Raw genomic sequence first — 26545 nt, 5'->3', positions numbered from 1 at the left:
TGCGGCGGAAGCCAGTATGCGCTGTGTTTCAACTCCTGATTTAATACTTCGGACAGTTTACAAAGGAGTGCGCTGCCGCGTGACAATTCAGGCCCCTCCTCGGATCGAGGAGGGGCCTGATCGTCAGGAACGGTCGAGCTACAAAAAGTGTCCGAAGTATTAAGGGTACAGGTTGCAGGGTACAGGTTGCAGGGTACAGGTTGCAGGGTACAGGTTGCAGGGTACAGGTTGCAGGTACAGGTTGCAGGGTACAGGTTGCAGGGTACAGGTTGCAGGGTACAGGTTGCAGGTATCGGGTTACTGGTTGAAAACTAACGTTCGCAGCACACAGCGCGCATGTCATCCTGAACGCAGTGAAGGACCTTCGAGAGGCAGGCGGCAAAGGGCTTTTGGAACTCTTCGGATCGCGACGGCCGGTCAGGGCGTGCCTGATTGAAAATTGAGCCGGTTTAGGGTCCTTCACTGCGTTCAGGATGACATCTTATGTAGAGACGCCCCGGTGGGGCGTCTCAGCAAGGTTTCCGACTTTCGAAACGCTTTCTGGAAAATCGTAGCCGCCAGGAGACGCCCCACCGGGGCGTCTCTACGACCCTTATTTTTAAGGGTGCGATCACGTCGGACATCGTATGTCATACCCGATAAGAAAGCCCCACGCGGCCGGGCTAAGGGTTCCAGGATGACATTCGCCCATTGTGTGCGCAACGGCTCTAATTAATGCGCAACGACACCACGTAAGAGGTAAAGGTATGTCCATGCAAAAACTAGGGCGGATGACCCTATGCGCGGTCTGTTTTTCACTTTTCACTTTGCAAGTTGCACTTGCCACCCCGTTGCCAGACAGCACGGCCTTCTTCTATCTCTGGCCGGCAGGAGCCCCCGGGGCGCTTGGCGAGGCCGAGGCGGACAAGCCTTCGGTGACCGTGTATCTCCCGCCGGAAGGCCGGCGCACGGGGACGGGCGTCGTCGTGCTGCCAGGCGGAGGGTACGGGCATCTGGCGGTGGACCATGAGGGCCGGCAGGTGGCCGGGTGGCTCAACAGCCTCGGTATCGCCGCATTTGTCGTGCGGTACCGGCATGCGCCGGGGTACGCCCACCCGACACCGCTACGCGACGCGCAGCGGGCGATCCGTACGGTCCGCGCCCGAGCGGGAGAATGGGGAGTGGAGGCCAGAAAAATCGGCATCATGGGCTTCTCGGCCGGCGGCCACCTGGCATCGAGTGTGGGGGTGCATTTCGGATGGGATGATGAGGTGAAGACCGATGCCGTGGACACCGTCAGCGCCAGGCCGGACTTCATGATCCTCGTGTACCCGGTCATCACCATGATTGAGCCGATGACCCACCGCGGGTCTCGTCGTAACCTGCTGGGAGAGGACCCCGCGCCGGAGCTCGTCGCCCGGATGTCCAGCGAATGGCAGGTCACCGCCGAGACGCCACCCACGTTCCTCCTACACACCACGACCGATACCGTCGTGCCGCCGGAAAACAGCATCGCGTTTTATCAGGCGCTCCGCCGCGCCGGCGTGCCGGCCGAGATGCACATCTACGCCGAAGGCCCCCACGGCTTCGGTCTCGCACCGCACGATCCGATCCTCGCCAGCTGGCCGGCGCGTTGCGCCGACTGGTTGCGTCTCATGGGGTTTTGAAGGGTTTCACGTTCGATGTTTAAGGTTAAAGGGGCGAAGTGTGATCGTTGTGTGTGAAATGCGTGTTGTGTGCCTTAAACCTGAAAATCAGGCCCTGTGGATTAGACATACGCTGTCGCCACGCCCTGTGTCAGCGGCTCGACAGCGGCTTTTAACCGTTCGCACCCCGCATTTGACGGGTCGAGTATCTCCGTGCCTGGCAAAGCGCTTTTCTGTTGTGTGCTTAACATCTACTTAACTAAATTCCGGGTACTCAGAACGAGCGGGCCAGCACAACGAGCAGGTCCCGTGGCGCCATGAGTGCCTTTCATAAAGCTTGTGGGCCCCGTTTTTTTGAGGCCGGCGAGGAAGTGACAGGCTGGAAACGGCGAAGGGCGACAATTATTGCCCTGTGTAGTTGGTGTTTCGGTTGCTAATTGTTTGTAAAATGGCTACCTATGCGTGCAACATCGACGGTTCGCGACTTCACGTACCTCCAGCCGAACCGCGTCAAAGCGCATTTAGATAGAAAAAACGGCGTTTTTTTGACCACCCAAACGCCGGGCGTTGCGGAGGAGCCGCTGACGCCTGTTTTCATCGGCAGCCGGCCGGACCACCTGCGGCGCGGCCGGTGACAATCGATAACCCCAACGTCATACGACCCCGTAATTCCTCGGTACTTTCGGTAGAACCGCTTTTTCGGCCAGAACAACCCCCTGTACGAAACGAAGCACGACGGCTGATTTTACCGGATTCCAAACGCAATACAACAACGCTGGCGAAATTGTGTGGTGTAGTACGTTTGCTACCCACTTTTTCACGGCATCACTTACCTCATAAAGGTTACCTCAAGCACTAGATGGAGATTCACACTATGAGAATCAAGAAGCTACTGGGAGCGCTTCTCCTGCTGCTTGTGCCCGTAATGGGCGCAGCCGCGCAGACAGGGAAGATTTCAGGTACGGTTCGCGATGGGTCTACCGGGGAAGCGCTTCCCGGTGTGAACGTCGTGATCGACGGCACCACACAGGGCGCCGTGACCGACCTGGATGGGTTTTACAACATCATCAACGTGCGCCCGGGTTCCTACTCGATACGCGCGTCATTCGTTGGTTACACGCCGCAGCTGGTTGAAGGCATCCAGGTGAGCACGGGCTTGACCGCTACGATCGACTTCAGCCTCGGCGAACAGCAGGTCGGCCTCGACGAACTCGTCGTCACGGCTGAACGGCCGGTCGTCGAGTTGGACGTATCGGCCAACGTGAGCAACCTGACGGCGGAAGACATCGTCGACCTCCCGGTCGCCGGCATCAATGAAGTGCTGGACCTTCAGGCCGGCATCGAGCCGGGTCTGTCGATCCGAGGTGGCGGCGTCGGTGAGGTCGCCTTCATCGTGGACGGCATGAACATGCGTACCGGCCGTGACAACGAGCCGATCACCAACGTCAGCTACACCTCGGTGGAAGCGGTTCAGGTGCAGACGGGTGGCTTCAACGCGGAATACGGCAACGTACGCTCAGGTATCGTTAACGTATCGACGAAGGATCCCTCGCGCACCCGTTATACGTTTGACGGCCTCTTCCGGTACCGCCCGGCTCAGGACAAAAATTTCGGCGGCAACCCTGAAGATCCGGATGGCTTCTGGATGCGCGGCTGGTCCGATCCGACCATCAACAGCGTTGGCACCAGCGCGCTTGACCCGTACGAGCGTCGTCAGTACAACGCGTTCATCGGTCTCGAACAACTGGCGACCAATACCCGCACGCGCGGTTTCGACGTTACGCCTAACGACATGCTGGAGTACCTCCAGTACGCGCATCGGAAAGACAACGAAATCAGCGTCGGGGACTACGAAGCCGACTTCACCGTTGGCGGTCCGTTAATCCCGGGCATGGGCAGCAAGCTGGGTAACCTGCGCTTCCTGGCTTCGTACCGGGGCACGAATACCGCCTACTTGTGGCGCCAGGTGCGTGACTCGTACCACGATCAGAACCTCACGGCCAAGCTCGTAGCGGACATCGCGCCGGGTATGAAGCTCTCCGTGAACGGTATGTCGCTGCAGGAACGCGGCATCAACCGTACACGCGGCGAGAACGCGATCGCGGATATGTGGCGTGGCGACCTGCCGGCCTTCCCATGGTCCAACCAGAACGTTGTCGTGCTCAACCAGCATACTGAACGTGGTCTGGTTCACTCGAACGGTGCGTTTAACCGGGCGAATATTGACCACAAAATGATCGGCGCCGAGTTCGTGCACACGATCAACGCGAATACGTTCTACACGATTACGGGTCAGTACCTCCACACGAAGTACCGCACCCCGTTCGCCGATCTGCGCGACGGCACGTTCGTCGATGAAAACGGTGTGTTTAACCGCCGCCTCGCGACGGTCGACGGCATCGTTACCGATCAGGCCCTGTTGAACGAACTGCTGGCGCGTGGCGAAGGCCTTTGTGTCGGCGGCGACAGCGACCTCACGGGCGACGGCAACGTGCTCCCGTATTGTATCGGCCAGGAGCCGTTTAACTACGCCGGCGGCGGCGGCAACATCCTCGGCACGCAGATCACCACGGGTGGTCACTGGAACAAAGCGCGTGACTCTTCCGACGTAGGGGTGTTCACCGGCCGCTTCGATCTCACCAGCCAGGTCAATCGCGTCATGCAGATTAAGACCGGTGCTGAAGTGATCGCCAGCGACTACAACATGAACTACAAACACATCAACCTGGAGCTCGTTGGTCCCAACCCTGAGGCCAACTACTTCTGGGAGCGTAACCCGATCCAGGGCGCCGCTTACGTGCAGAGCAAGCTCGAGTTCAACGGCATGATCGCCAACCTGGGTGCGCGCCTCGATTACTTCGACGCGAACACGGAATGGTGGGATTATTCGCCGTACGACGCGGCCTTCCGTGGCACGCAGCTGACTCTCGACGATGTGCTCGATTCGCGCCAGCCCGATCCGCAGCTTGAGTTGAGCCCGCGCCTCGGTGTCTCCTTCCCGATCACGGCGAACAGCAAGTTATACTTCAACTATGGCCACTTCCGCCAGATGTTGCAGGCGTTTAACGTGTTCGGCGTCAACGAGAGCCGCGCTGGTGGTATCAACCAGATCGGCAACCCCGATCACCCGATGCCGAAGACGGTGGCCTACGAACTGGGCTACGACCAGAACCTGTTCGACCAGTTCCTCGTCCGCGTCTCCGGTTTCTATCGCGATATCCGCGACCAGCAGCGTACGGTGAACTACAATAGCCTCGGCAACGTGGTACAGTACCAGACGTACCAGCCCTGGAACTACGAGGACGTCCGCGGCGCGGAAGTGAGCCTCACGAAAAACCGCGGCCGCTGGGTCCGTGGCTTCTTGAACTACACGTTCCTCACGCGGAAAGATGGCAACTTCGGTTACGCCGTATTCAACGAGAATGCCTTCGATCAACGCAACTACTTGCGCAACTCGACGGACTTCCGTGCCTTCGCGCCTGTGGCCGAACCGTTTGCTCGCATGAACGTCACGTTGCTTACGCCCCCGGACTTCAAGCAGGATCTGGCCGGTGGCTTCCTGGGAGACTGGCGCATCAACCTCCTCGGTGAGTGGCGCCGAGGCGAGGCGTTCATCTGGTCGAACCGCGGTACGTTCCCCGAGTTGGATCGCAACGTGAACTGGAAAGACTACTGGATGTTTGACCTGCGCTTTACGAAGCACATCAACACGGGCTTCGGCACAGCGCAGCTCTTCGCGGACATCAGCAACGTGTTCCAGATCCGCCACTTGTCCCGCTACACGTCGTTCTACACCCAGAACGCGGATGACTTCGAGTTCTACATGCGCTCGCTGCACCTGCCGGGTGATATCTACGACGATCTGCGTGACCAGTCCGCCCTGCCTTACATCTGGGTTCCTGGCGACGATCAGCCGGGTGACTTCCGGACGCCGGGTACGGCCTTCCAGCCCGTCGAGACGACGGGCAGCCTGAGCGGCGTTTCCGCGCCGAACACGACGGCCTGGTACTGGGCGCAGGATACCGGCAACTACAGCCGCTGGAATGGCAGCGCCTGGGAAGCCGTGCCCGAGGGCGATCTCGATAATGCGCTGAACGATAAGGCATATATCGACATGCCGAACATACGCTTTGGCTCGTTCCTCAACCCGCGCTCCGTCACGTTTGGCGTACGCGTAAGCTTCTAACGATTGCCTGGGGACACCCCCGAAGCGTCCGCTCTGGCGATAACGCTTCGGGGGGCTCCTCGACCGAGGTGGTGTCCCCGGCGATTCGTTTACACAGATCATTTATCCTCAGAAGATGATGAACTTAACAAGACGTACTATTATCAGCCTCTCCGTGCTTATGCTTCTGGCATGCACGGCGGGGACTGCTCGGGGGCAGTTCCTCTTTGTTTCGGTCGATATCGGAGAAATGCAATCGCGATACTCCGAAATTGGCTATGGCCCCGAGTCTGCTATTGCCGGTGGCGGTGGTATGGTGTGGCCGGCGATCCTTCGCCGTAGCGCTCACTACCGCGGCCAGGCCCACTGGATCGGTATCAAGAACTGGACAAACGAACGCGGCGAAGATTTTGAGTACCACGTTGCACGCCTCGGGCCCCGGCCTGACGGATCGGTGTCCTTCACCACGGTGGACCAAACACTGACCGCCAAGTGGGAGGACACGGAGGTTTTCGTCGACGGTCTTGCCTCGTTCCGAGAGATCGCCATCGTCGATGCGGTGGATCCGGCGTTGCCGGCCGACCGCGTCCTCGTCAACGAGTTCCGTTCGGTGCAGGGAATCGATATCGTACAGACTGTGTATGCCTACACCAACGAATTACACGACGATTACCACATTATTGTCCGTAAATACACCAATACGGGTAATACCGACAAGGACGATGAGATCGAGTTGGATGGGCAGACGCTGAATGACCTCTACATCTGGAACAACCACCGCTGGCGCGGTCGCGAACAGGCCGCGGACCACGGGTCGAACGCGATGACCTGGGGCAAGTATGCCATGCCGGATGTCGTGGGCGATGGGAATGGCACGTACCCGGTCGACTTCACGGCCATCTACCTCTGGCACGGCTATGACCCCGTATTCGCCTCGGCCAGCTGGAATAACATCGGCAGCCCGATGGTGGGTCAGCGTGGGACCAACGCCCCGACCGATACGATCGGTCGTCTGGCGGGCATGTCCATGCAGGGCCTCATCCTCCTCCATGCCGACAATTCGACGACGGATCGCACGTACTCTCAGGCGGTCCAGCCGGCGACGCTTAGCTGGATGGACTCGGACGAAGTGCTTGCGGCGGACGGCGCGTCGAATCGTGACTATTACGAACTCGGCATCCTGTCGCGCGAAAACCCGGCGGTTCTGCCCGGCGGCGATTCGCGCAACTTCCCGCATTATGCGGACCGTCAGGTGCCTAACGGCGAATTCTGGAATCAGACGACCGATGCCTCCACCGGCAAGCAGGGGGGGCACGCCAGTACGATCGCATACGGCCCATACCAGATGCCGTTCGGCGAAAGTGTCAACATTGTCGAAGCGGCTGTCGTAGGCGGTATGTCCTACGAAGCGGCGACCGTGATTGGCCGCGCTTACAAGCGGAGTGGCTTTAACGACAATCTCTTGATCGATTTCGACGCCAACGCCGACGGATCGATCGACGCCACGCCGTTTGACCATAGCGTGTACGATAATGGCGCCGAGCGCATGACGAAGAACCAGTGGTACTTCACGACGCGCGACTCGATGTTCCAGAATATGTACAAGGCACGTTCGGTCTGGGAAGCCAGTAATGGCATGACGACCTACCCGATCGTCCGCGCGCCGGCTCCGCCACGTACGTTCAACGTCACTGGACTACCGGACAAGGTGTCAATCAGCTGGACGACGGTTTCCGGCGAACCTGACCCTGTCAGCTGGGAGATCCACCGCACGAGCAACTTCGAGGATAATCTGCCTTACTCGTTGATCACGACGTTGCCGGGTTCGGCGCGTGCCTACGATGACCTTTCGCTTGTCCGCGGTACCGACTACTACTACTACATCGTAGGCGTAAGCGGTCCGCAGGCTATCGATCCGGAAGGCATGACCGGTACGCCGGAAGGCAAGCCGCTCCGCAGCGGCCGGTACCTCACGCAGACGTACCAGCCGGCGAATTTGAAACGGGCCCCGGGCACTTCGATTGAGGCGTTCCGGATCGTCCCGAACCCGGTTAATATCGCGGCTGACGCAACGGTTCGCTTCTTTGTGGGCGGCGACGCTCTCCGCAGCCAGGTGGCGTTCTTCGACATCCCGGGCAATAGTACCATCACGATCTACTCTGAAACGGGCGAGTTCATCAACCGGATCGAACACACCGACGGTAGCGGCGACGAACTGTGGAACCTCACCACGGCGTCCCGCCAGCCCATCGTGAGTGGCATCTACCTCGTTCGCGTCGTCGATAACGACACGGGTGCCACGGATGTCAAGAAGATGATCGTCATTCAGTAATCACGAGCGCGGGGGGCAGGCGCGTCCTGCCCCCCTTATCATAGCAGGATCTATGATTCATCTGCTCATCAATCTTTGGACTAGAGCTATGAACAGAAGTTTATTGTACTCCATACTTCTCGCTGCGCTCATGATGGTGGTCGTACCCTCTTCATTGGCGCAACAAGTGACCCCGGACACGGAAGTCGCTACCGAGAAGCTCGGCCAGACCGGCATGAAGTTTCTCACCACCTCCCTCGACGCGCGCGCCACGGCGCTCGGCGGCGCGGTGACGGCGGACGAGACCTTTTCGGGATCGACGGCCCTCTTTTACAACCCGTCGGCGATGGCGCGGATGGACGGCCAATTCAGCGTGGGCTTCGGCATCACGCAGTTCATTGCCGACATCAACTACAACGCCTTCAGCGTCGCATACCAGCCCCAGGGCGGGAACTACGGCGTCTTCGGGTTGAGTGTGATGAGCGTCGACTACGGCGACATCATCCAGACGGTCCGCGCTGACAATGAAGCCGGTTTCGAAGACATCGGGACGTTCGCCCCATCCGGCCTCTCGGTCGGCCTGGGCTACGCCCGCTCGTTTACGGACCGCTTCTCCGTCGGCACCCAGTTTAAACTGGTCACGCAGGACTTCGGCACGCAGCCGATCAACGACTCCGGGACCTCCCGTTCGTTTGATATCAGCACGGTCGCCGTCGACTTCGGCGTGCTCTACAACACCGGCTTCCGCAGCCTGGTGTTGGGCATGAGCGCCCGTAACTTCTCGAAGGAACTGGTGTATGTTTCGCAGAGCTTCGAGTTGCCGCTGTCGTTCCAGATCGGTCTCGCGATGGACATGATCGACTTCACGAGCCTGGACCCGAACATGCACAGCTTCAACCTGAACGTGGAAGCCTCGCGGCCGCGCGACTTCCAGGAGCATATCAAGGTTGGTGGCGAGTACACCTTCATGAACTTGCTCTCGCTCCGCGCCGGCCTCGGCCAGGCGTTTGTACAGGATGAAGAACAGGGCGTCAGCCTCGGCGCCGGCCTGAACTTCGACGTATCGAATGTCAACCTGAAGGCCGACTATTCCTTCACGGACTTCGGCGTGTTCGACAGCGTGAATCGCTTCTCGATCGCCCTCGGGTTCTAAGGAAGACAGTCGGTACACGGTCTATTTCGGTGTCATCCTGGACTCGATCCAGGATCCAGCAGGGTCACCACCCGGTTGGATCCCGGGTCGGGGCCCAGGATGACTCGCATTAGCCCCTACCGCCTACCCCGCTTTTCCTATGCTCCGCCGGCTCGCGGTCACGCTGGTTCTACTTTCAGGCTGCGCATCGCCGAATGACGCGCCGCCCGAATCGCCACATCAGCCCCCCATCTCCTGGTCGGACGTCACACAGGCCGCCGGCCTGGGCGCTTTCCGCCATGCCACTGGCGCCGTCGGCGATAAATGGTATCCCGAGCCCATGGGCGGGGGCGGTGGCTTCATCGATTATGACGGCGATGGCTGGCTGGATATCATCCTCGCCGGAGGCGGCAGCTGGGACGCCGACCCCGCGCTCCAGCCTCAATCCCTCTACCTCTATCGCAATTCCGCCGACGGCACTTTTGTAGAAACGACGCAAGAAGCCGGCCTGCGCGATGTAGTCGCCTATACCATCGGCGTCGCCGTGGCGGATTATGACAACGACGGCGACGACGATCTCTTCGTCACGACCCTCTACGAAAACCTGCTCTTTCGCAACGACGGCGGCCGCTTTAGCGACGTGACGGCTACGGCTGGCGTCGGCGGAGAGGCCGTATGGAGCAGTTCGGCCCTTTTCTTCGATGCGAACAAAGATGGCTGGCTCGACCTCTACGTCGGTAATTACGTCGACTGGACTCCGGAAACGGACATATTTTGCCCACCTGGGGGCACTGTCAAGCTATACTGCATCCCATCGGCCTATACAGGAATACAGAGCCGGCTCTTTTATAACGATGGCGATGGGACCTTCACGGACGTCACCGACCGCGCCGGTATTTCGCCCTCGCTGGGGAAAGCGCTGGGGGTTGCTGAGATGGACTATAACCGCGATGGATGGTCGGACATCGTGGTAGTGAACGACGGCGAAGGCGACTTGCTCTACCGCAACAACCGCGACGGCACGTTTTCAGAGATCGGCGCCCGGAGCGGGCTCGCATTCAGCGAGCATGGGGAGGCACGTGCCGGCATGGGCGTCGATGCCGGCGTGGTCGATAGCAGCGGTCAGGTCACCGTGTTCGTCGGCAACTTCTCCGAGGAAATGGTCGGCGTGTATAAATACCTCGGCAATGACTCGTTTCAAGACCGTGCGGCAAGCTCTCGCATCGGCTACCCGAGTTTATTAGTTCTTACCTTCGGCGTCCTCCTGTTCGATGCGGATTTCGACACCGATCTGGATCTCTTTCTGGCCAACGGCCATGTCTACCCGGACCGTGTCGCGCTCAACGACAAGGTGACCTACCGCCAGCCCCAACACCTGTATCATAACCGGGGCGACGGCATATTCGATCTTTATGACCCTCACGACGGCCCCCTGACGGCAGAACTAGTGGCCCGGGCGATTGCCCTGGGGGATTATGATCGCGATGGGGACCCGGACATCCTCTTGACCGAAAATGGCGGTCCGGTGCACCTCTGGCGTAACGACCCCGAGGACCCCCCTTTCCTGCGGGTGACCGTGCGGGGAGCCAGCGGCAACCTCGATGCGATCGGCGCCGAGGTCACGGCCGTCGTCGACGGCCTCCGGATGGTGCGCCGTATCCGTACGGGTTCAAGTTATCTGGCCAGTACGGAGAAAACCGTTACCTTCGGGCTGGGGCCTCATGCGTCGGTGGACACCCTCCGCGTAGTGTGGCCTTCGGGCGAGACCCGCGAATGGATCGATGTGGCCGGTCGGCAGGAGCTTCGCGCCGTCGAGGGGGATTCCGTCCTGCATTCCGTCGACTTACCCGGGCGTGCGCGATGAAAAAGAATCGCTCTCACACGATGGCTGGCGGACGCTCACCGTGGGCCTCTCCACTCGGTATGATGCTAGTTGTCATCGGATGTGCAGGCCCTGAACAGCCCACAGAGTCAGTCATCACCGGCCCGGCTTTCACCGATGTCACCGAGGCGGCCGGACTGTCCGGGTTTCGCCACGAGACCGGTGGCTATGGGCAGAGCCTTATGCCCGAAATCGTCGGCGGCGCGGGAGGGTTTATCGATTACGACGGCGATGGGTGGCAGGATATCCTGCTGGTCCAGGGCGGTATCTGGTCGCATCATGAGACCCGTTTCGTCCAGGCTTTACGGCTGTACCGGAATACGACCCAGGGCGGCTTCGAGGAAGTAACCGAGGTCGCCGGCCTGGCCGGCGTGTCGGCCTATGCCTTCGGGGCGTTTGTCGCCGATACGGACAACGACGGCGACGAGGACTTCCTGCTGACCACGCTCCACCACGATCTGTTTTTTCGTAATGACGGCGGCCGCTTCACGGAAGTCGGCCGCGAAGTCGGGATTGGAGAGCCCTCGCTATGGAGCACCTCCGCCGCGTTCTTCGATGCGGATCGGGACGGGTGGCTGGATCTGTATGTGGGCAGCTACGTCGACTGGACCCCGGAGAACGATCTCCGCTGCATGTATTACGGCGAAAAGGTGTTCTGCACGCCTCAGGAATACGAAGGCCGGGCCAGTCGGTACTTCCACAACGATGGCGACGGCACCTTCACGGAGCACACGGCCGAGGCCGGCTTCCTCGATGGCATCGATACGACACTCGACAAAACCCTCGGCGTCGCCGTGCTCGATTTTAACGCCGATGGATGGCCCGACATCACCACGGGCAACGACACCGAAAATAACATGCTCTTCATGAACCTGGGCGACGGCACGTTCGTGGAAACGGCACTGGCCAGCGGGGTGGCTGTGAGCCAACATGGCGTCCCGACGGCCGGCATGGGGGTCGATGCCGGCGTCGTGGACAGTACAGGCAGGGTGACTATCTTCGTCGGCAACTTTTCAGAAGAGCCGGTGAGCGTCTTTACCTACATCGGCAGTCGGCAGTTCGTTGATCGATCGGCGATTTCACGGCTCGCGTTTCCGACTAACCTGACGCTTACCTTTGGCCTGACGCTGGCTGACCTCGACCTCGACACCGATCTGGACCTGGTCACCGCCAACGGGCACGTGCTCACCCATATCGCCACCATATCCGAGGCCGTCGCGTTCCGACAGCCGGCGCAGTTGTTCCTCAACCGTGGCAATGGCGTGTTCGACGAATTCGTCGCCGACGTCAGCCCATTCGCCGCCCGGCTCGTGGCACGGGGCCTCGCCTACGCGGATTACGACCGCGACGGCGACATCGACCTCTTACTGGTTGAAAACGGTGGCCCGGCGCATCTGTGGCGCAACGACACCGGTGGCGCCTATCTGCGTGTTCGCCTCGAAGGCGCCGCCAGCAGCCGTCAGGGCATCGATGCGCGTTTGAGCGCCACAGTGCCGGATCTGACCATGATACACTGGGTGCGCACGGGCGGCAGCTATCTGGCTAGCTCGGAAAAGTGGGTTACATTTGGCCTCGGCGCGCACAACAAAGTGGATACCCTGCGGGTTGTATGGCCATCAGGGACGGTCGACACGTTTGTAGACCTCGGGGCCAACCAGGAGATTGTCATCACCGAAGGAAAAGATACCTATGAAACGGCAGTTCGGTAATCGCATGATAAACGGGATGAACAGCGGCATCCGGTGGGCGGCAGGCCTGACGCTGGTGGTGGTGCTCGCCGCCAGCGGGTGCGCTCGCGAAAAAGCCGAGGATCTCACGCGGACGGAACGCCTGCGTCTGAAGATCGACCCCCGGGTGGGCGCCTACATGGCCCGCAGCCAGGCGGCACTCGAGCAGGGCAACTTTAACCTCGCGCTGGCGCTCACGGATAGCGTCCTGGCTGTCGAACCCGTGCTGGCGGATCCCCATTTCTTGCGCGGCCGCATCTTTTCGCTGCTCAACCTACCCGAGCAGGCGCTCGCGTCCTATCAAACCGTGCTTGAGCTGGACCCCCAGTACCGAGGCGCCTGGTACGACATGGGGCTCATCGCCTTCCGCGGCGGGCGGCTGCGCGAGGCCGTCGAGTTTTTGCAGAATGAAGAACTCGTCGAGCCCACGGATTTTCTCTATCTGGAGTTGGGCAAGGTCTACGCACGCCTCGGCGAGCCCGATAGCTCCCGAATCGCGTACGAGAAGGCGATCGAACTGAACCCTTCGAATGCCTCGGCCCACATGTGGCTGGGCCAGTTGATGGAAGAAACCGGGGACCTGGATGCCGCGCTCGCCCACTCGCTGGAAGGCGCGCGCATCAAGCCCGGCGACCACGAATACGAGTATATCATCGGCTCGCTGTATTTTCGGATGGGTGATAACGCAAAGGCCATCGAGTACCTGAAGCCGGCCGCGGACGCGCTGCCATGGCACCAGGGCGCGCATTACAATCTAGGACAAGCCCTCCTGCGTACGGGGCGGGATGCCGAGGCCCGCCCGCATCTGGCCCGAGCCGATGAGGCCCAGCAGATGCAACAAGCCGTAAACGACGCACAGAGCGCCGTTCAGACGGAACCGGAAAATCGCGACAAATGGGTCCACCTGTCCGATGTCCAGTGGAAGGTCGAACAGTATCAAAAAGCGATCGATGCCTACAGCGTGGCGCTGAGTCTGGACCCGGCCAACTTCGCCATGCAAACCAATCTGGCGAATATGCTGGTCCAAAGCGGCGATATCGAGGCCGGCATCAGTCGCTACCAATCCATCCTGCGCATCCGGCCCGAAATGATAGATACCTGGCTCAATCTCGGCGTGGCCTATGCCAACGCCGGCCAGCATGCCAATGCCCGAGCGACCTGGGAAAAAGGGCTCGAGTACGATCCCCAAAATCGGCAGCTCAAAAAAAACCTGACCGATCTTTCGGCGCTCGAAGCGAAACAGTGATTCGCCGCAGCGTGGGTCAAGTGGTCTTTCGACAAAAGCGATGCAGAAAAGCACCCTCATCCTGGCGACCGGCTTGCTCAGCCTGTGCGGTTTCGCGGGCGGCACGGCCGTGCCAGACGGCAGGCCGGCGGACCCCCCGAACATCCTGCTCATCATGACCGACGATCAGGGCTGGGGGGATATTCGCTCCCACGGCAACCCGGAGATCGACACCCCGGTGATGGATCGTCTCGCGCGGGAAGGCGCCCGCTTCGAGCGCTTCTTCGTGAGCCCGGTGTGCGCCCCGACCCGCGCCAGCCTCCTCACCGGACGCCATGCCTTACGCACGGGCGTCCACGGCGTCACCCGCGGTCATGAAACCATGCGAGCCGATGAGGTGACGCTCGCCGAGACGCTCAAAGGCGCCGGCTACGCGACCGGGTTGTTCGGCAAGTGGCACAATGGCGCCCACTATCCCCATGACCCGAACGGGCAGGGCTTCGACGAATTCGTTGGCTTTGCGGCCGGCCACTGGAATAATTACTTCGATACTCACCTCCAGCACAACGACCGCCTCGTTCCTACCCGGGGCTTCATCACGGACGTCCTGACCGACGCCGCGTTGGGCTTCATAGAACAGCACCGGGAGCGCCCGTTCTTTGCGTATGTGGCCTACAATGCGCCCCACTCGCCGTTTCAGGTGCCCGATACGTATTTCGATCGATATACGGGTCGCGGATTCGACAGCGAGAAGGCATCGATTTATGGGATGGTCGAACAGGTGGACGACAATATGGGCCGGCTGCTCGAGGCCCTGGACCACCACGGCCTCGCCGACAACACGATCGTGGTGTTCCTGACCGATAATGGCCCGAACGGCTGCAATCGATATAACGGCGATATGAAGGGATGTAAAGGCCATGTAGATGAAGGCGGCGTCCGCGTGCCGCTGTTTGTCCGATGGCCCGATCGGATTCCCCGAGATACGGTCGTGCGCGAGCTAGCGGCACATATCGACCTCATGCCCACCCTGCTCGACCTCGCCGGCGTGGCTCCCGATGGGCCGGCATTCGATGGCGTCAGCCTGGCGCCTCTCCTGCGCGGCGACGCCGCCGTCGATTGGCCCGAACGCGCCCTTTTTACGCACTGGTACGGCGGAGGCATCGTCCAGCCGTTCCCTGGATCCGTCCGCACCGATCGATGGCGAGCGGTCAACAAGGGCAACGCGTGGGAGCTGTACGACATGCTGAACGATCCCGGGCAACACATCGAGGTGGGCGCCCAGCATCCCGATGTGCTGGGACGGCTCGGAACGGCGTATCGCGACTGGTTCGATGAGGTCGGTGCCGGCAATTTCGAGCCGATTCCTACGGGCATTGGGTACGCCGCAAGACCAGCCGTGACGCTACCCGGAAACGAGGCCTACCTCATACCCGCGCCCGGGGAGGGGATCAACTACGATGTGGCCGCCGGCTGGGCCAACGACTGGGTGACGGACTGGGTGAGCGCGGAGGCCTATCCCCAGTGGCCGGTCGATGTACAGACGTCGGGTCGATACGAGGTCACGCTGCTGTATACGGTCGCCGAGACTCACCTGGGGAGCCGGCTGCGCGTCTTGGTGGGTGGGCAGTCGCTTGAAAAAACCGTCGATAGCGCCCACGACCCGCTGCCGGTGTTTAGTCCGGATCGCGTCCTGCGGAAGGAAGTCTACGAAAAGGAATGGGCGTCGCTGGTGATGGGGACCCTGCGCTTGGAGGCCGGCGTCACCCAGCTCTCCGTCCATGCCCTCACCCTGGAACAGGGCCGGAGCATCGATCTGAAGGCCGTGCGGGTTCGCCTTGTGCGGTAGTCGGATGGGATGGGGCGATGGGATTTCGATCGCCACTTTAATCGGGATCAACAGTGCCGATACTCCGGGGGTGATCTATCTCATCCCATCCGGATTCCCCGATGAACATCGCCTCCCTCCGCGCCTCCCGCGCCGAAGCGCTCAAGTCTCTATTGATGGAACTCTACACCCTGCCGGCGACGCCCGATATGGCCGGCCAGCGCGCCGACATCGTGGGCGAGATCGACTCCCTCCGGGCCGATTTTCGGCGGCGTCTGTTGGCGGGTCACGGCTGATGGTCCCGGACTCGCTGGATCATCGTCCACGTTCAAGCCGTTGCTAAGCACGGTGTGTAGAGACGTCCCGGTGGGGCGTCTCAGCGAGTTTACCGCCTACTAAACGCCGTCGAAATCCCCCATTACATGTACGCCGTCAAAGAAATCTACTACACCCTGCAAGGGGAGGGGGCGCAGACCGGCCGGCCAGCGGTATTCCTGCGCTTCGCCGGGTGTAATCTGTGGACCGGGCGGGAGGAGGACCGAGCGACGGCGGTGTGTACGTTCTGCGATACCGATTTTGTGGGGATGGACGGCGAAAACGGGGGGCGCTACGCTGCGGATGGCCTGGCCGACATCGTGGCCGGATTGTGGCCGGCTGGGATGGGCGGTGCGTATGTCGTCTGTACCGGCGGAGAACCGCTATTGCAGCTAGATGTGGAATTGATCGAGGCGTTGCACGCGCGCGGGTTTGAGGTGGGAGTAGAGACGAACGGGACGGTGGCGCCGCCGGCAGGGCTGGACTGGGTGTGTGTGAGCCCGAAAGCCGGCGCTACGCTGGTGGTAGAGAAGGGCGACGAGTTGAAGCTGGTTTATCCCCAGGCCAACGCGATGCCGGAGCGGTTTGCCGGCCTGGCGTTTACGCATTTTTTCCTGCAGCCGATGGATGGCCCGGACCGTGAGGTAAACACCCGGGCGGCCATGGCTTACTGCCTGTCAAATCCTCCCTGGCGCCTGAGTTTGCAGACACACAAATTGTTGGGCATTCCGTGAGGAAAGGGAGTCAATGCAAAATGCAAAATGAAAAAGGCAAAGTGGGGTATGCAAACGTTACGTTGTTAAGCGCTCACTTTTCACTTCTCACTTCTCACTTTTCACTTTTCATTTCTCACTTTTCACTTTTCACTATCAACCTCCGCTTTCGGCAGCGTAAACCAAAAGCAGGCGCCGTCGCGCATGTTGGGCAGGCAGCCGATCTGGCCCCCCCAGTCTTCGACGGTGATGCGGCAGAAGTAGAGGCCGAGGCCGACTTTTCCGGTGTTGGTGCCGCCCTGCGAGAATTTCTGGAACAGCTTGTTCATCATGTCAGTCGGGACGCCTTCGCCCTGGTCCTTGATGCTGATGCGGATGGCGTTGCCCTCGTCGCGGAGCCGGACGGCGATGACAGAGCCGTCGCGCGTGTGGCGGAGGGCGTTTTCGAGCAGGTTAAAGAGAATGCGTTCGAGCCGAGCGTGGTCGCCGGCAACCTGCCAGCTGGTGTCCGGCGGGCCTTCCAGGGAGAGGCGGAAGGTTACGCTTTTGAGCGACGCCATGGCCGATAGGGCGTCGATCACTTCCCGGATGCTTTCCTCTATGTTGGGCGCGTCCTCGAGGTTCGCGGCGGTCTGGAGAAGCGGTTTGGAGCGCGTGGAGAACGTGACGAGCGTGTCCTGGATGAGGCCCTGCATCTTATCGACCTGCTCGAGGCCGATCTGCAGGAACTCGTCGCCCACGGGCTTGACCATCTCATCCTCCTTCAACAGCCAGAGGCTGGCGCGGATGCCGGCGAGCGGCGCGGAGAGGTCGTGCACGGTGCAGTGGAGCAACACCTCGCGCTTATCGATCTCCTTGAGGAGCGTGTATTGCCGGAGGCCCTGGTCGCGGGCTTCCTGGTAGACGCTGCGGAGCGTTTTAAAGTCGCTCGATGGGAACTTGATCAGGAGAATGTTCTGCCCGTCGAGTTTCATGGCGGTCGCTTCGAGGAGCCATTCCTTGCCGGAGGTGGCTTCTTCGGTCCAGATATCCGAGACGAGCTGCGCGGAACCGTCGCCGGCCCAGATGGTGTCGGCTTCTTCGATGAAGTGGCCGAGGTAAAGCAGGTGCTGTTCGGGATTCCAGGGCGCGCCGTTTGAGGGTAGTTTAGGGTAGATGTCGCGTAGCCAGGTCGGCGCCTCGCCCAGAAGGACAAAACGGCCGTCGCTCTCGCGCCGGAGCACAGCCATATCGAGCTGGGCCAGGAGGTTCGGCGGAAGCACAAGAGGGTTCATGTCGATCGTACGCGGCGGGTGGGGAGAAGAGGCGTGGGGCCTATACGAGCTTGTGGGCGAGGTCGATAAACGCTTTTTCGACGCCGGCGCCCGTTCTGGCGCTGGTGTGTTGGATATTCCACCCGCGCGCCCGCATCTCCGCGATCTCGTCCTCGCGGACTTCCCACTCGCTGGAGATGTCCGCCTTATTGATCAACACCACAAACGGCACATCACCGATCGTTGCCTGGGCTTTGTGGTGCAGGGCGATCGCGGCGTCCATGGTGGAGCGTCGGGTACCATCAATCACTAACAAATATCCGGCCGTCCCGCGTAGGTAGTTCATGGAGAGTTTTTGGAATCGATCCTCTCCATTTAAATCCCAGATGAGTAGGTCGACTTTCTGGCCCCGGGCCGTGACCGTTTTTTTATCGATTTTTACTCCGATGGTCGTCAGGTACTGGTCGGAGAAGATCCCCTTGACGAATCGCGCGACGAGGCTACTCTTGCCGACAGCCGACGTACCGAGCGTACAGATCTTTTTCTGAGTCATTAGGCCATGTGGGGGAGGGTGCTGTGGGGAAGCAACAAGCATAAAGAGGATTCGTTGCGGCCCATCAGGATGCCGGAAGACCGAAAAGAGGCGGGATGCGTCCGGTGTCCACAATACGCGTTACGAACGTAAGGAGGGCAAACAGAGCGCACCACGCCGCCGTTAGTTCCCCGGGAATGCGCAACGGGGCCGTACAGAAGTCCGCGGATCGACGGCACGGTTGGCGTAGCGCCGGAGGCGCATGGCTGGATGCGTCAGAAACGCATGGGGTATACGCCCGCCAGGATAGGGGGATGTCCTCGATCGGGGGTATTCCTGTTGTTCGTACAACCCCCTTTCCGGTAGCGCCTCCCGGACCGTGCTCCTTCGGGATTCCGTTCGATCCAGATACGACGTGCGGATCCTGTAGATTTTTTAGAACGGGAAGAATAAATTCCGGACTTCGTTTTCTTCTATTCGTATCTTAAGCGCTTGCAAAATTCCATCATTGAGGAGTTTGGAATGTCGAAAGCACCGTCGGTCAACCCCTATAAGAGCGCCCCTTTGGGATCGAAGGCGGTAGGTTCTGTCTATGGGGGTGCTGTCGACAGTGCGTTCAGCAAGATCTCCGACGAAGAGGTCGAGGAACTCCGGCGGCTTCTTCTGGCGCCCGAGCAGTATCAGCTGATGCAGTTGCATCGCCGGTTGGATGAACTGGAGGCCCCTGATTCGCAGCTTGGCGCGGTCGCCAAGTACCTGCCCGAGGCCGTGGCCATCAACGCCCGCAAGGGCGACAAGCTCGCGAAGGCGCTGGCGCAGACGTTCAGCCGTACGCTTGACGTGGCCGTTCAGCAGGACACCGAGACGCTGATCGACGGGATTTCACCGTTGATGGTGCCGGCGTTGAAACGAGGCATCAAGGAGTCCTTCCGATCCACCCGCAACGCGGTCAAGTGGGCGCTGCAATACGGGGTATCGCTGAACGGCATCAAGTGGCAATACGAGGCCATCCGCACCAAGCGCTCGTTCTCGGAGGTTGTGCTCAGCCACACGCTCCGGTATCGTGTCGAGCAGGTGTTCCTCATTCATCGGATCAGTGGGTTGCCGCTGCAGCACGTGGTGGCGGACTCGGTGAAGGCGCAGGACGGATCGCTCGTTTCCAGCATGCTCACCGCGATCCAGGATTTTGTGCAGGACTCGTTCGGCACCCGCGCCGAGGAGGGGCTTGCGACGCTGCAGGTGGGCGAACTGACGGTCTGGATCGAGCAGGGGCCGAAGGCCATCCTCGCGGCCGTCGTCCGCGGCACGCCCGAGCCCGATCTGCGTCGAGTCCTCAAGGACACCGCGCGTTCGATTCATCTCCAGTTTAACGCCGCACTGACATTTTTCGACGGCGACATCACGCCGTTCGAATCCACCCGCCCCATCCTGGAAGGGGAGTTACTCTCCCACTACCAGATCCCGCAGCGGCCGATATCGCCCCTGTTCTGGGTCATGCTGGGTGGGATCGTGGTCTGGCTCAGCGCCATGACGTTTTTCTTCGTGCGCGACAACGCGTACTGGAAAGACTACCTCGCGCTCTTGAAAACGGAGCCGGGCATCTTTGTCATTGACGCCGGCCGCAACGACGGAAAGTGGTTTGTCACGGGCCTTCGGGATCCGCTGGCTACCCCCAGCGACTCGCTCCGGGTGCGCACGAGTCTGCCTGCCGGCCAGGTCACGGAGTCCTGGACACCCTATATGGATATGTCGTCGCCGATTCTTCTGCGGCGCGCCTATCAGTTCCTCGGGCCCATCCCTCCGGAAGTCACGCTCCAATTCGAGAACGGCGTCCTGACGTCCAGCGGTCAGCAAGTGCCGAAGGAATGGAAGGAATCGGCTCGCGACAAGGCCAAATACCTGATCGGTATCGTCAGTTATAACGATGACGGCGCCGAGGTTTTTGACGAGTTGCTGCTCCGTGCCCAGGAGACGGCGCTCGAACAGAAGGTGATCTATTTCCAGGATAAATCTGCCATGCCGGACTCGTCGCGTCGCGATGCCATGCACGAGGTGTTCCTGGCCGTCCGCGGCGTCCTACAGCAGGCGCAGATCGGTCACAAGAACCTGGTCATCAGTGTGTACGGACACGCCACGGCAGGCGCCAACGAGATCAAAAACATCCGGATCAGCACCGAACGCGCCGAGGCCGTGGTCAGCGAGTTGATCAAGCGGGGGCTGAAGCAGTCGGAAATCAGTGTCATCCAGCCGGACGGCCTCGGGTCGCAATCGGCGCCCTTCTACGTCGATCCACGCACCGGCCAGGTAGATTCGACGCTCATACAGCCGTTTAACGCCGTTACGTTTGACGTCGTCGTCGAGCCCCGCAACTGGAAGTAAGTCGACGCGCTCGCTCGTCCTTTCAGCCCTTCTTGCGTGATGCCGTCCGCTTCGTTTCCAGCCTCAGTGCCAGAAAACCCAGCGGGGGCAACACCAGCGTGGCCGATGCCGCCTGGCCGTGTTTAGGCTTCTTGCCGGCCACGATGCGCTCTCCATTCGACACGCCGCTTCCACCGAACACCTCGGCGTCGCTATTCAGCACTTCCACCCAGTTGCCTTTGAACGGCAGTCCGATCTCATACCCTTCTCGCGGCACGGGGGTGAAGTTGAGCACAAAGACCAACAGATCGTCGCCATCGTGGCGTACATAGGAGACGACGCTCTGTTCGTGGTCGCTGTGGTCGATGAAGTAGAAGGTGTCGTGGTCGTCCCGCCAGAGTGCCGGATGGGTGGAATAAAGCGTGTTGAGGGCCTGTACCCACCGCTGCAAGCCGGCGTGGGGCGCGTGCTCCAGGATATCCCACTGGACGGTGCCGTTGTGATTCCACTCCGTCACCTGCCCGATCTCCGACCCCATAAACAGCAGTTTCTTACCGGGATGGCCAAACATATGGCCGTACAGCAGGCGTAAATTGGCGGCCCGCTGCCAGATATCGCCCGGCATCTTGTTCCAGAGCGACCCCTTGCCGTGGACGACCTCGTCGTGGGACAGCGGCAGCATGTAGTGCTCGGAGAACGCGTAGACGAACGAAAACGTCAGATCGTTCTGGTGGAATTTGCGGTGCACGGCCTCGCGGCTCACGTATTTCAGGGTGTCGTGCATCCAGCCCATGTTCCACTTGTACAGGAAGCCCAGGCCGTTGTTAAACGTCGGTTGCGAGACGCCGGGCCATGCGGTCGACTCCTCGGCGATCATCATGGCCTCGGGGAAGCGGCTGTAGACGTGTTCATTGACCGTTTTGAGGAGATCGATGGCCTCGATGTTTTCCCGGCCGCCGTACTGATTCGGCGTCCATTCCGTGCGGGAATAGTCGCGGTAGAGCATCGAGGCGACGGCGTCCACACGGAGGCCGTCGATGTGGTAGCGATCCAACCAGAAGAGCGCGTTCGAGATGAGGAAGTTGCGCACCCCCGGCTTCGTGTAGTCGAAGACATACGTTCCCCAATCGGGATGCATGCGCATGCGCATGTCTTCGTACTCGTATAGCGGCGAGCCGTCGAAAAACACGAGGCCCTGCGGGTCGGTGGCGAAGTGCGCCGGCACCCAGTCCAGCAATACCCCGATCCCCTCGCGGTGGAGGTAGTCGATGAGGTACATCAGGTCCGCCGGCGATCCAAACCGGTAGGTAGGCGCAAAATATCCCACCAGCTGATACCCCCACGATCCATAAAATGGATGCTCCATGAGCGGCATGAACTCCACGTGGGTGAACCCCATCTCCTTCACATACTTCGCCAGAGGCTCGGCGATGTCGCGGTAACCGAAGGAATACCCCTCTTCGTTTTTCTTCCAGGAGCCGAGATGCACCTCGTAGATCGAGATCGGGTCGGCCATGCCGGAAGGGCCGCGCCGGTTCGTCATCCAATGGCCATCTTCCCAGGTATGGGTGTGTAGATCGGCCACGATAGACGCCAGCCCCTGGATATCGCTCCCCTGGGAGTGCGGGGGCTCCAGGGCGAAGCTATACGGATCGGCCTTGTCGGCCCAGTAGTGGCCGCGTCGGATGTGGTACTTGTAGTGCGCGCCGGCGCCCAGGCCCGGCACGTGTACTAGCCAGAGCCCTTCTTCGATGCGGTGGAGCGGATGCGCCCCCGGAGACCAGGCATTGAAGTCGCCGATGACGGAAACCCATTCCGCATGCGGCGCCCACACGCAGAACCAGACACCGCCGGCGTCGATATGGGCGCCGAGGCGCTCGTAACAGGCCGCATACGCGCCGGAGCGCCAGTTCTCGAGGTCTTGAGGGCTCAGCCAGGTCATGGATGCGAGGTTGCAGGTTGGAAGGTTGCAAGTTGGCAGGCCTGTCCTGAGGGACGGCGGCGTAGCCGACGGACACGAAGGATCTCAGGTTGGCAAAACGAAAAAACGTTTAACGCGAAACGTCAGTCAATAAGATACACCTTCAAGTCTACGAAACCTGCCAACCTGCCAACCCTGCAACCAGATATTGAATCTCCGAGAATCTTACGGGTTGGCACGGAATACTCTCGGGAAAAGCCGATACTCCGTTCCGAGATCCTTACCGAGTTCAGCCAGTCGGTGTATGAAAGGAATTTTGGACCAGGTAGACAAGAGACCCATCGCCGGCGTCAGAGCATGGCCGGGGAAACCCTATCCTCTAGGCGCCACCTGGGATGGGCTGGGGGTCAACTTCGCATTATACAGCCAGTACGCCACGGATATTGAACTGGTGTTGTTCGACGCGCCGGACGCCCCCGAGCCCTCCAGGGCGATCGTCATGGCCGAGCGAACGGGGCCCATCTGGCATATGTACGTGCCGCAACTCCGGCCAGGGCAACTCTACGGGTACCGCGTCTACGGGCCGTTTAATCCCTTTGAGGGGCATCGATTTAACCCGAACAAGGTGCTGTTGGACCCCTACGCCAGGGCCATCGGCCGGTCGTTGCAATGGGACGACAGCCTGTTCGGCTTCATCAAAGATCACCCCGACGAGGATCTTTCGTTTTCGGAGCTGGACAGCGCGGCGTTTGCGCCGCTCGGCGTCGTGGTCGAATCCCGCTTCGAATGGGGCGAGGATCGATCGCCCCAAATCCCATGGGAGGAGACGATCATCTACGAAACCCATGTCCGTGGCATCAGCATGTTGCATCCGGAGGTGGACTCGCTGCTGCGCGGCACCTACCTCGGCCTCGTCTCCGAGCCTGTGCTCGCTCACCTCACCGCGTTGGGGGTGACGACGATCCAGCTCCTGCCGGTCCATGCGAAAGTGCAGGACGAGTTTTTAGTAAAACAGGGCCTCTCTAACTACTGGGGCTACAACACCCTTTCGTTTTTTGCGCCGGAGCCGTCGTATGCCTCCGAGGGCCGGCTCACCGCCGTGCGCGAGTTCAAGATGATGGTCCGGGCCCTGCATCAGGCCGGCTTCGAGGTCATCATCGATGTCGTCTACAACCACACGGGCGAAGGCAGCCGGCTCGGGCCGACGCTGTCGTTTCGGGGGATCGACAACCGGTCGTATTACAAGGAAAACCCCGAAAATCGACGGTTCTTGATCGATTACACCGGGACGGGCAATACGCTCGACGCCGGCAATTCGTACGTCCTCCAGCTCATCATGGACAGCCTGCGGTACTGGGTCCAGGAGATGCACGTGGATGGTTTTCGGTTCGACCTCGCGTCGGCCCTTGCCCGCGAATTGTTCGATGTGGACATGCTGTCGGCCTTTTTTCAGATCATCCAGCAGGACCCGGTCCTGAGCCGCGTTAAGTTGATCGCCGAACCCTGGGATGTCGGCCCCGGCGGGTATCAGGTGGGCGGCTTCCCGTGGCAGTGGACGGAGTGGAACGGGCGGTATCGCGATGTCATCCGGCGCTACTGGCGCGGCGACCGGGGGCTGACCGGGCCGATGGCGACCAACGCTGCCGGCTCCAGCGACCTCTACGAACGTTCGGGCCGCCGGCCCTTCGCCTCCATCAATTTCATCACCGCCCACGACGGGTATACGCTCCAGGACTTCGTCAGCTACGTAGAGAAACACAACCTCGCAAACGGCGAGGGCAACCGCGACGGGCACAACGACAACCACAGTATCAACTTCGGGATCGAAGGCCTAACGGATGTGCCAGTGGTCGTTGAAAACCGCGAGCGAACCAAACGGGGTCTGATCGCTACGTTGCTGCTGTCGCAGGGCGTGCCCATGCTGCTTGGCGGCGACGAGTTATCCCGCACGCAACACGGCAACAACAACGCCTATTGCCAGGATAACGCGATCAACTGGTACGACTGGTCGCTGGACGAGCAACAGCAGGAGTTTCTGGCGTATGTCTCGCGCCTGATCGCGTTTCGGAAGGCGCATCCGAACTTCAACCGGCACCGCTTCCTGACCGGCCGGCGCGACGGCGACGGTGAGCGCGACGTGATCTGGTGGCACCCCGCCGGCCGCGAAATGGATAACGGCGACTGGTCCGACGCCAACCTGCAAACCCTCGGCATGCTCCTCAACGGCAGCCACATCAACAGCGTCGACGCCCGGGGGAATACGTTGCGAGACGACACCTTCATGGTATGGCTCAACGCCGCCGGTCATGCCGTCTCCGCCAAGCTCCCCAACGGCTCGGCACGGATGACCACGCCCTGGGTGACGGTGGATCCCCTCGACGAAGCCGCCCCGCCGGCGGCGACCTATTCACCCGGCGAAATGATCGTGATCGAGCCGCGCTCGGTGGTTATTCTGCGCGTGGTGTAGGGAGCGCGACTGTGTTCACCCGTTGCGTGACCTATTCTCCCAATCCATGACCCATTAGCCATGGCGAACGTATATCCCGGCTCACCTGGAAGGCTGATGAAAAGAAAGAGTGGTTCAGCGGCCTGGCATGTTTGATGGATCGGGGATGGGAACGCTTGACAGCTGGGGTGAGTAGAGCGTATTATCTAGACAGACTAGACAGGTATCTATATGTCGAATGAATGGCAGTTGCAGGAAGCCAAGAACCGCCTCAGCGAGGTAGTTGAGGACGCGCTCAACGAAGGGCCTCAAATTATCACGCGGCGAGGCATTCAGGCCGTGGTGGTGCTGTCGTATGCGGAGTATCGCCGGCTTCAGGCGTCGCAAACGAGCCTGACGGAGTTCTTTCGTACGTCTCCGCTCGTCGGTTTGGACATCGATCTGTCCAGAGACTCGAGTCCGCTACGGGATGTATTGGAGCTATGAAATATCTTCTGGATACAAACGTCATTTCAGAGCTTGTCACAAGAAATCCTGAAAGACGTGTGCTGGAGTGGCTCGACTCCCAGGAACCGAACAGCATTTACCTGAGCGTCATCACACTAGGGGAACTACAGAAAGGCATCGCCCGGTTGGCCGATTCTGAACGCAAGCGCCAGCTCGAATTGTGGCTTTTTGACGATCTGCTGTATCGCTTCCAATCGCGGATACTCCTGCTGGACATCCAGTCAAGCATCACATGGGGCGAGCTGGTCGGCCGCCTATCCGTCGAAGGGCGCACCTTACCCGCTATCGATTCACTCATCGCCGCAATCGCACTACAGCACCGCTGCACCCTTGTCACACGAAATACGGCCGACTTTTCCATGACGGATGTGCCCCTATTGAATCCCTGGGAAGCCATTCTGTAACCGATTATCAGCGGGCTGACAGGGCGCTGGCCACCACCCTCCCATACACCGCCGTCAGCTCCCGCAGTCGCTCCACCGCCTCATGTGTGAGTTGCTCTGGCTGGAAGCGCCAGCCCCAGTTGGGGGCGCCGACCGTCCCCGGCGTATTGACCCGGCCTTCGCTGCGGAGACCGAGCACATCCTGCATGGGGAGCACCGCGA

18 protein-coding genes are annotated in these 26545 nt (G+C 60.5%); 14 read left to right on the top strand and 4 right to left on the bottom strand.

Going from position 1 to position 26545, the window contains the following annotated elements:
• Window positions 1-806: 806 nt before the first annotated feature.
• The 10 genes from SH809_12060 (at window position 807) to queE (ending at window position 16944) form a co-directional block, all read left to right on the top strand.
• Window positions 807-1646, top strand: coding sequence for an alpha/beta hydrolase (locus SH809_12060; GenBank protein ID MDZ4700432.1), 840 nt, complete (start codon window positions 807-809; stop codon window positions 1644-1646).
• Window positions 1647-2499: 853 nt separating this feature from the next.
• The gene (locus tag SH809_12055; GenBank protein ID MDZ4700431.1) at window positions 2500-5811 is read left to right on the top strand and encodes a TonB-dependent receptor; all 3312 of its coding nucleotides are present in this window, start codon (window positions 2500-2502) and stop codon (window positions 5809-5811) included.
• A gap of 160 nt (window positions 5812-5971) precedes the next feature.
• Window positions 5972-8122, top strand: coding sequence for a T9SS type A sorting domain-containing protein (locus SH809_12050; protein MDZ4700430.1), 2151 nt, complete (start codon window positions 5972-5974; stop codon window positions 8120-8122).
• A gap of 130 nt (window positions 8123-8252) precedes the next feature.
• The gene (locus SH809_12045; GenBank protein ID MDZ4700429.1) at window positions 8253-9254 is read left to right on the top strand and encodes a PorV/PorQ family protein; all 1002 of its coding nucleotides are present in this window, start codon (window positions 8253-8255) and stop codon (window positions 9252-9254) included.
• Between the two features lie 139 nt (window positions 9255-9393).
• Window positions 9394-11097: a CRTAC1 family protein gene (locus tag SH809_12040; protein ID MDZ4700428.1), complete on the top strand. Its 1704-nt coding sequence runs from the start codon at window positions 9394-9396 to the stop codon at window positions 11095-11097.
• Window positions 11098-11156: 59 nt separating this feature from the next.
• Window positions 11157-12824 (top strand): CRTAC1 family protein, encoded by a 1668-nt coding sequence (locus SH809_12035; GenBank protein MDZ4700427.1) that lies wholly within the window; start codon window positions 11157-11159, stop codon window positions 12822-12824.
• On the top strand, window positions 12805-14088 hold the full coding sequence (locus SH809_12030; protein MDZ4700426.1) for a tetratricopeptide repeat protein: 1284 nt from the start codon (window positions 12805-12807) through the stop codon (window positions 14086-14088). The genes SH809_12035 and SH809_12030 overlap by 20 nt, the downstream gene beginning before the upstream one ends.
• 40 nt (window positions 14089-14128) lie before the next feature.
• Entirely contained in the window at window positions 14129-15916 is a 1788-nt protein-coding gene (locus tag SH809_12025) for an arylsulfatase (GenBank protein ID MDZ4700425.1), read from the top strand.
• Window positions 15917-16017: 101 nt separating this feature from the next.
• Window positions 16018-16191 (top strand): hypothetical protein, encoded by a 174-nt coding sequence (locus SH809_12020; GenBank protein ID MDZ4700424.1) that lies wholly within the window; start codon window positions 16018-16020, stop codon window positions 16189-16191.
• Window positions 16192-16317: 126 nt separating this feature from the next.
• On the top strand, window positions 16318-16944 hold the full coding sequence (gene queE / locus SH809_12015) for a 7-carboxy-7-deazaguanine synthase (GenBank protein MDZ4700423.1): 627 nt from the start codon (window positions 16318-16320) through the stop codon (window positions 16942-16944).
• A gap of 122 nt (window positions 16945-17066) precedes the next feature.
• Here queE and SH809_12010 read toward each other — a convergent pair whose 3' ends face one another.
• Together SH809_12010 and SH809_12005 are read right to left on the bottom strand one after the other, a co-directional pair.
• Window positions 17067-18197 (bottom strand): HAMP domain-containing sensor histidine kinase, encoded by a 1131-nt coding sequence (locus tag SH809_12010; GenBank protein MDZ4700422.1) that lies wholly within the window; start codon window positions 18195-18197, stop codon window positions 17067-17069.
• 40 nt (window positions 18198-18237) lie between these two features.
• The gene (locus SH809_12005) at window positions 18238-18729 is read right to left on the bottom strand and encodes a Rab family GTPase (GenBank protein ID MDZ4700421.1); all 492 of its coding nucleotides are present in this window, start codon (window positions 18727-18729) and stop codon (window positions 18238-18240) included.
• Between the two features lie 501 nt (window positions 18730-19230).
• Here SH809_12005 and SH809_12000 point away from each other — a divergent pair.
• Window positions 19231-21087 (top strand): OmpA family protein, encoded by a 1857-nt coding sequence (locus tag SH809_12000; protein MDZ4700420.1) that lies wholly within the window; start codon window positions 19231-19233, stop codon window positions 21085-21087.
• Window positions 21088-21109: 22 nt separating this feature from the next.
• On the opposite strand, the gene glgB is transcribed toward SH809_12000, so the two are convergent.
• Window positions 21110-23008, bottom strand: coding sequence for a 1,4-alpha-glucan branching protein GlgB (glgB, locus tag SH809_11995; GenBank protein MDZ4700419.1), 1899 nt, complete (start codon window positions 23006-23008; stop codon window positions 21110-21112).
• A gap of 283 nt (window positions 23009-23291) precedes the next feature.
• On the opposite strand from glgB, the gene glgX reads away from it, so the two are divergent.
• The 3 genes from glgX (at window position 23292) to SH809_11980 (ending at window position 26344) form a co-directional block, all read left to right on the top strand.
• Entirely contained in the window at window positions 23292-25454 is a 2163-nt protein-coding gene (glgX, locus tag SH809_11990; protein MDZ4700418.1) for a glycogen debranching protein GlgX, read from the top strand.
• Between the two features lie 210 nt (window positions 25455-25664).
• On the top strand, window positions 25665-25919 hold the full coding sequence (locus SH809_11985) for a type II toxin-antitoxin system Phd/YefM family antitoxin (GenBank protein MDZ4700417.1): 255 nt from the start codon (window positions 25665-25667) through the stop codon (window positions 25917-25919).
• Window positions 25916-26344 (top strand): type II toxin-antitoxin system VapC family toxin, encoded by a 429-nt coding sequence (locus SH809_11980; protein ID MDZ4700416.1) that lies wholly within the window; start codon window positions 25916-25918, stop codon window positions 26342-26344. The genes SH809_11985 and SH809_11980 overlap by 4 nt, the downstream gene beginning before the upstream one ends.
• 7 nt (window positions 26345-26351) lie before the next feature.
• Here the strand turns inward: SH809_11980 and SH809_11975 are convergent.
• A partial coding sequence (locus SH809_11975; GenBank protein ID MDZ4700415.1) for a 4-alpha-glucanotransferase occupies window positions 26352-26545 on the bottom strand: 194 nt, incomplete at its 5' end.

The sequence above is a fragment of the Rhodothermales bacterium genome (assembly GCA_034439735.1).
Lineage (GTDB): Bacteria > Bacteroidota > Rhodothermia > Rhodothermales > JAHQVL01 > JAWKNW01.
This window is presented reverse-complemented; position numbering and strand designations above follow the sequence as displayed.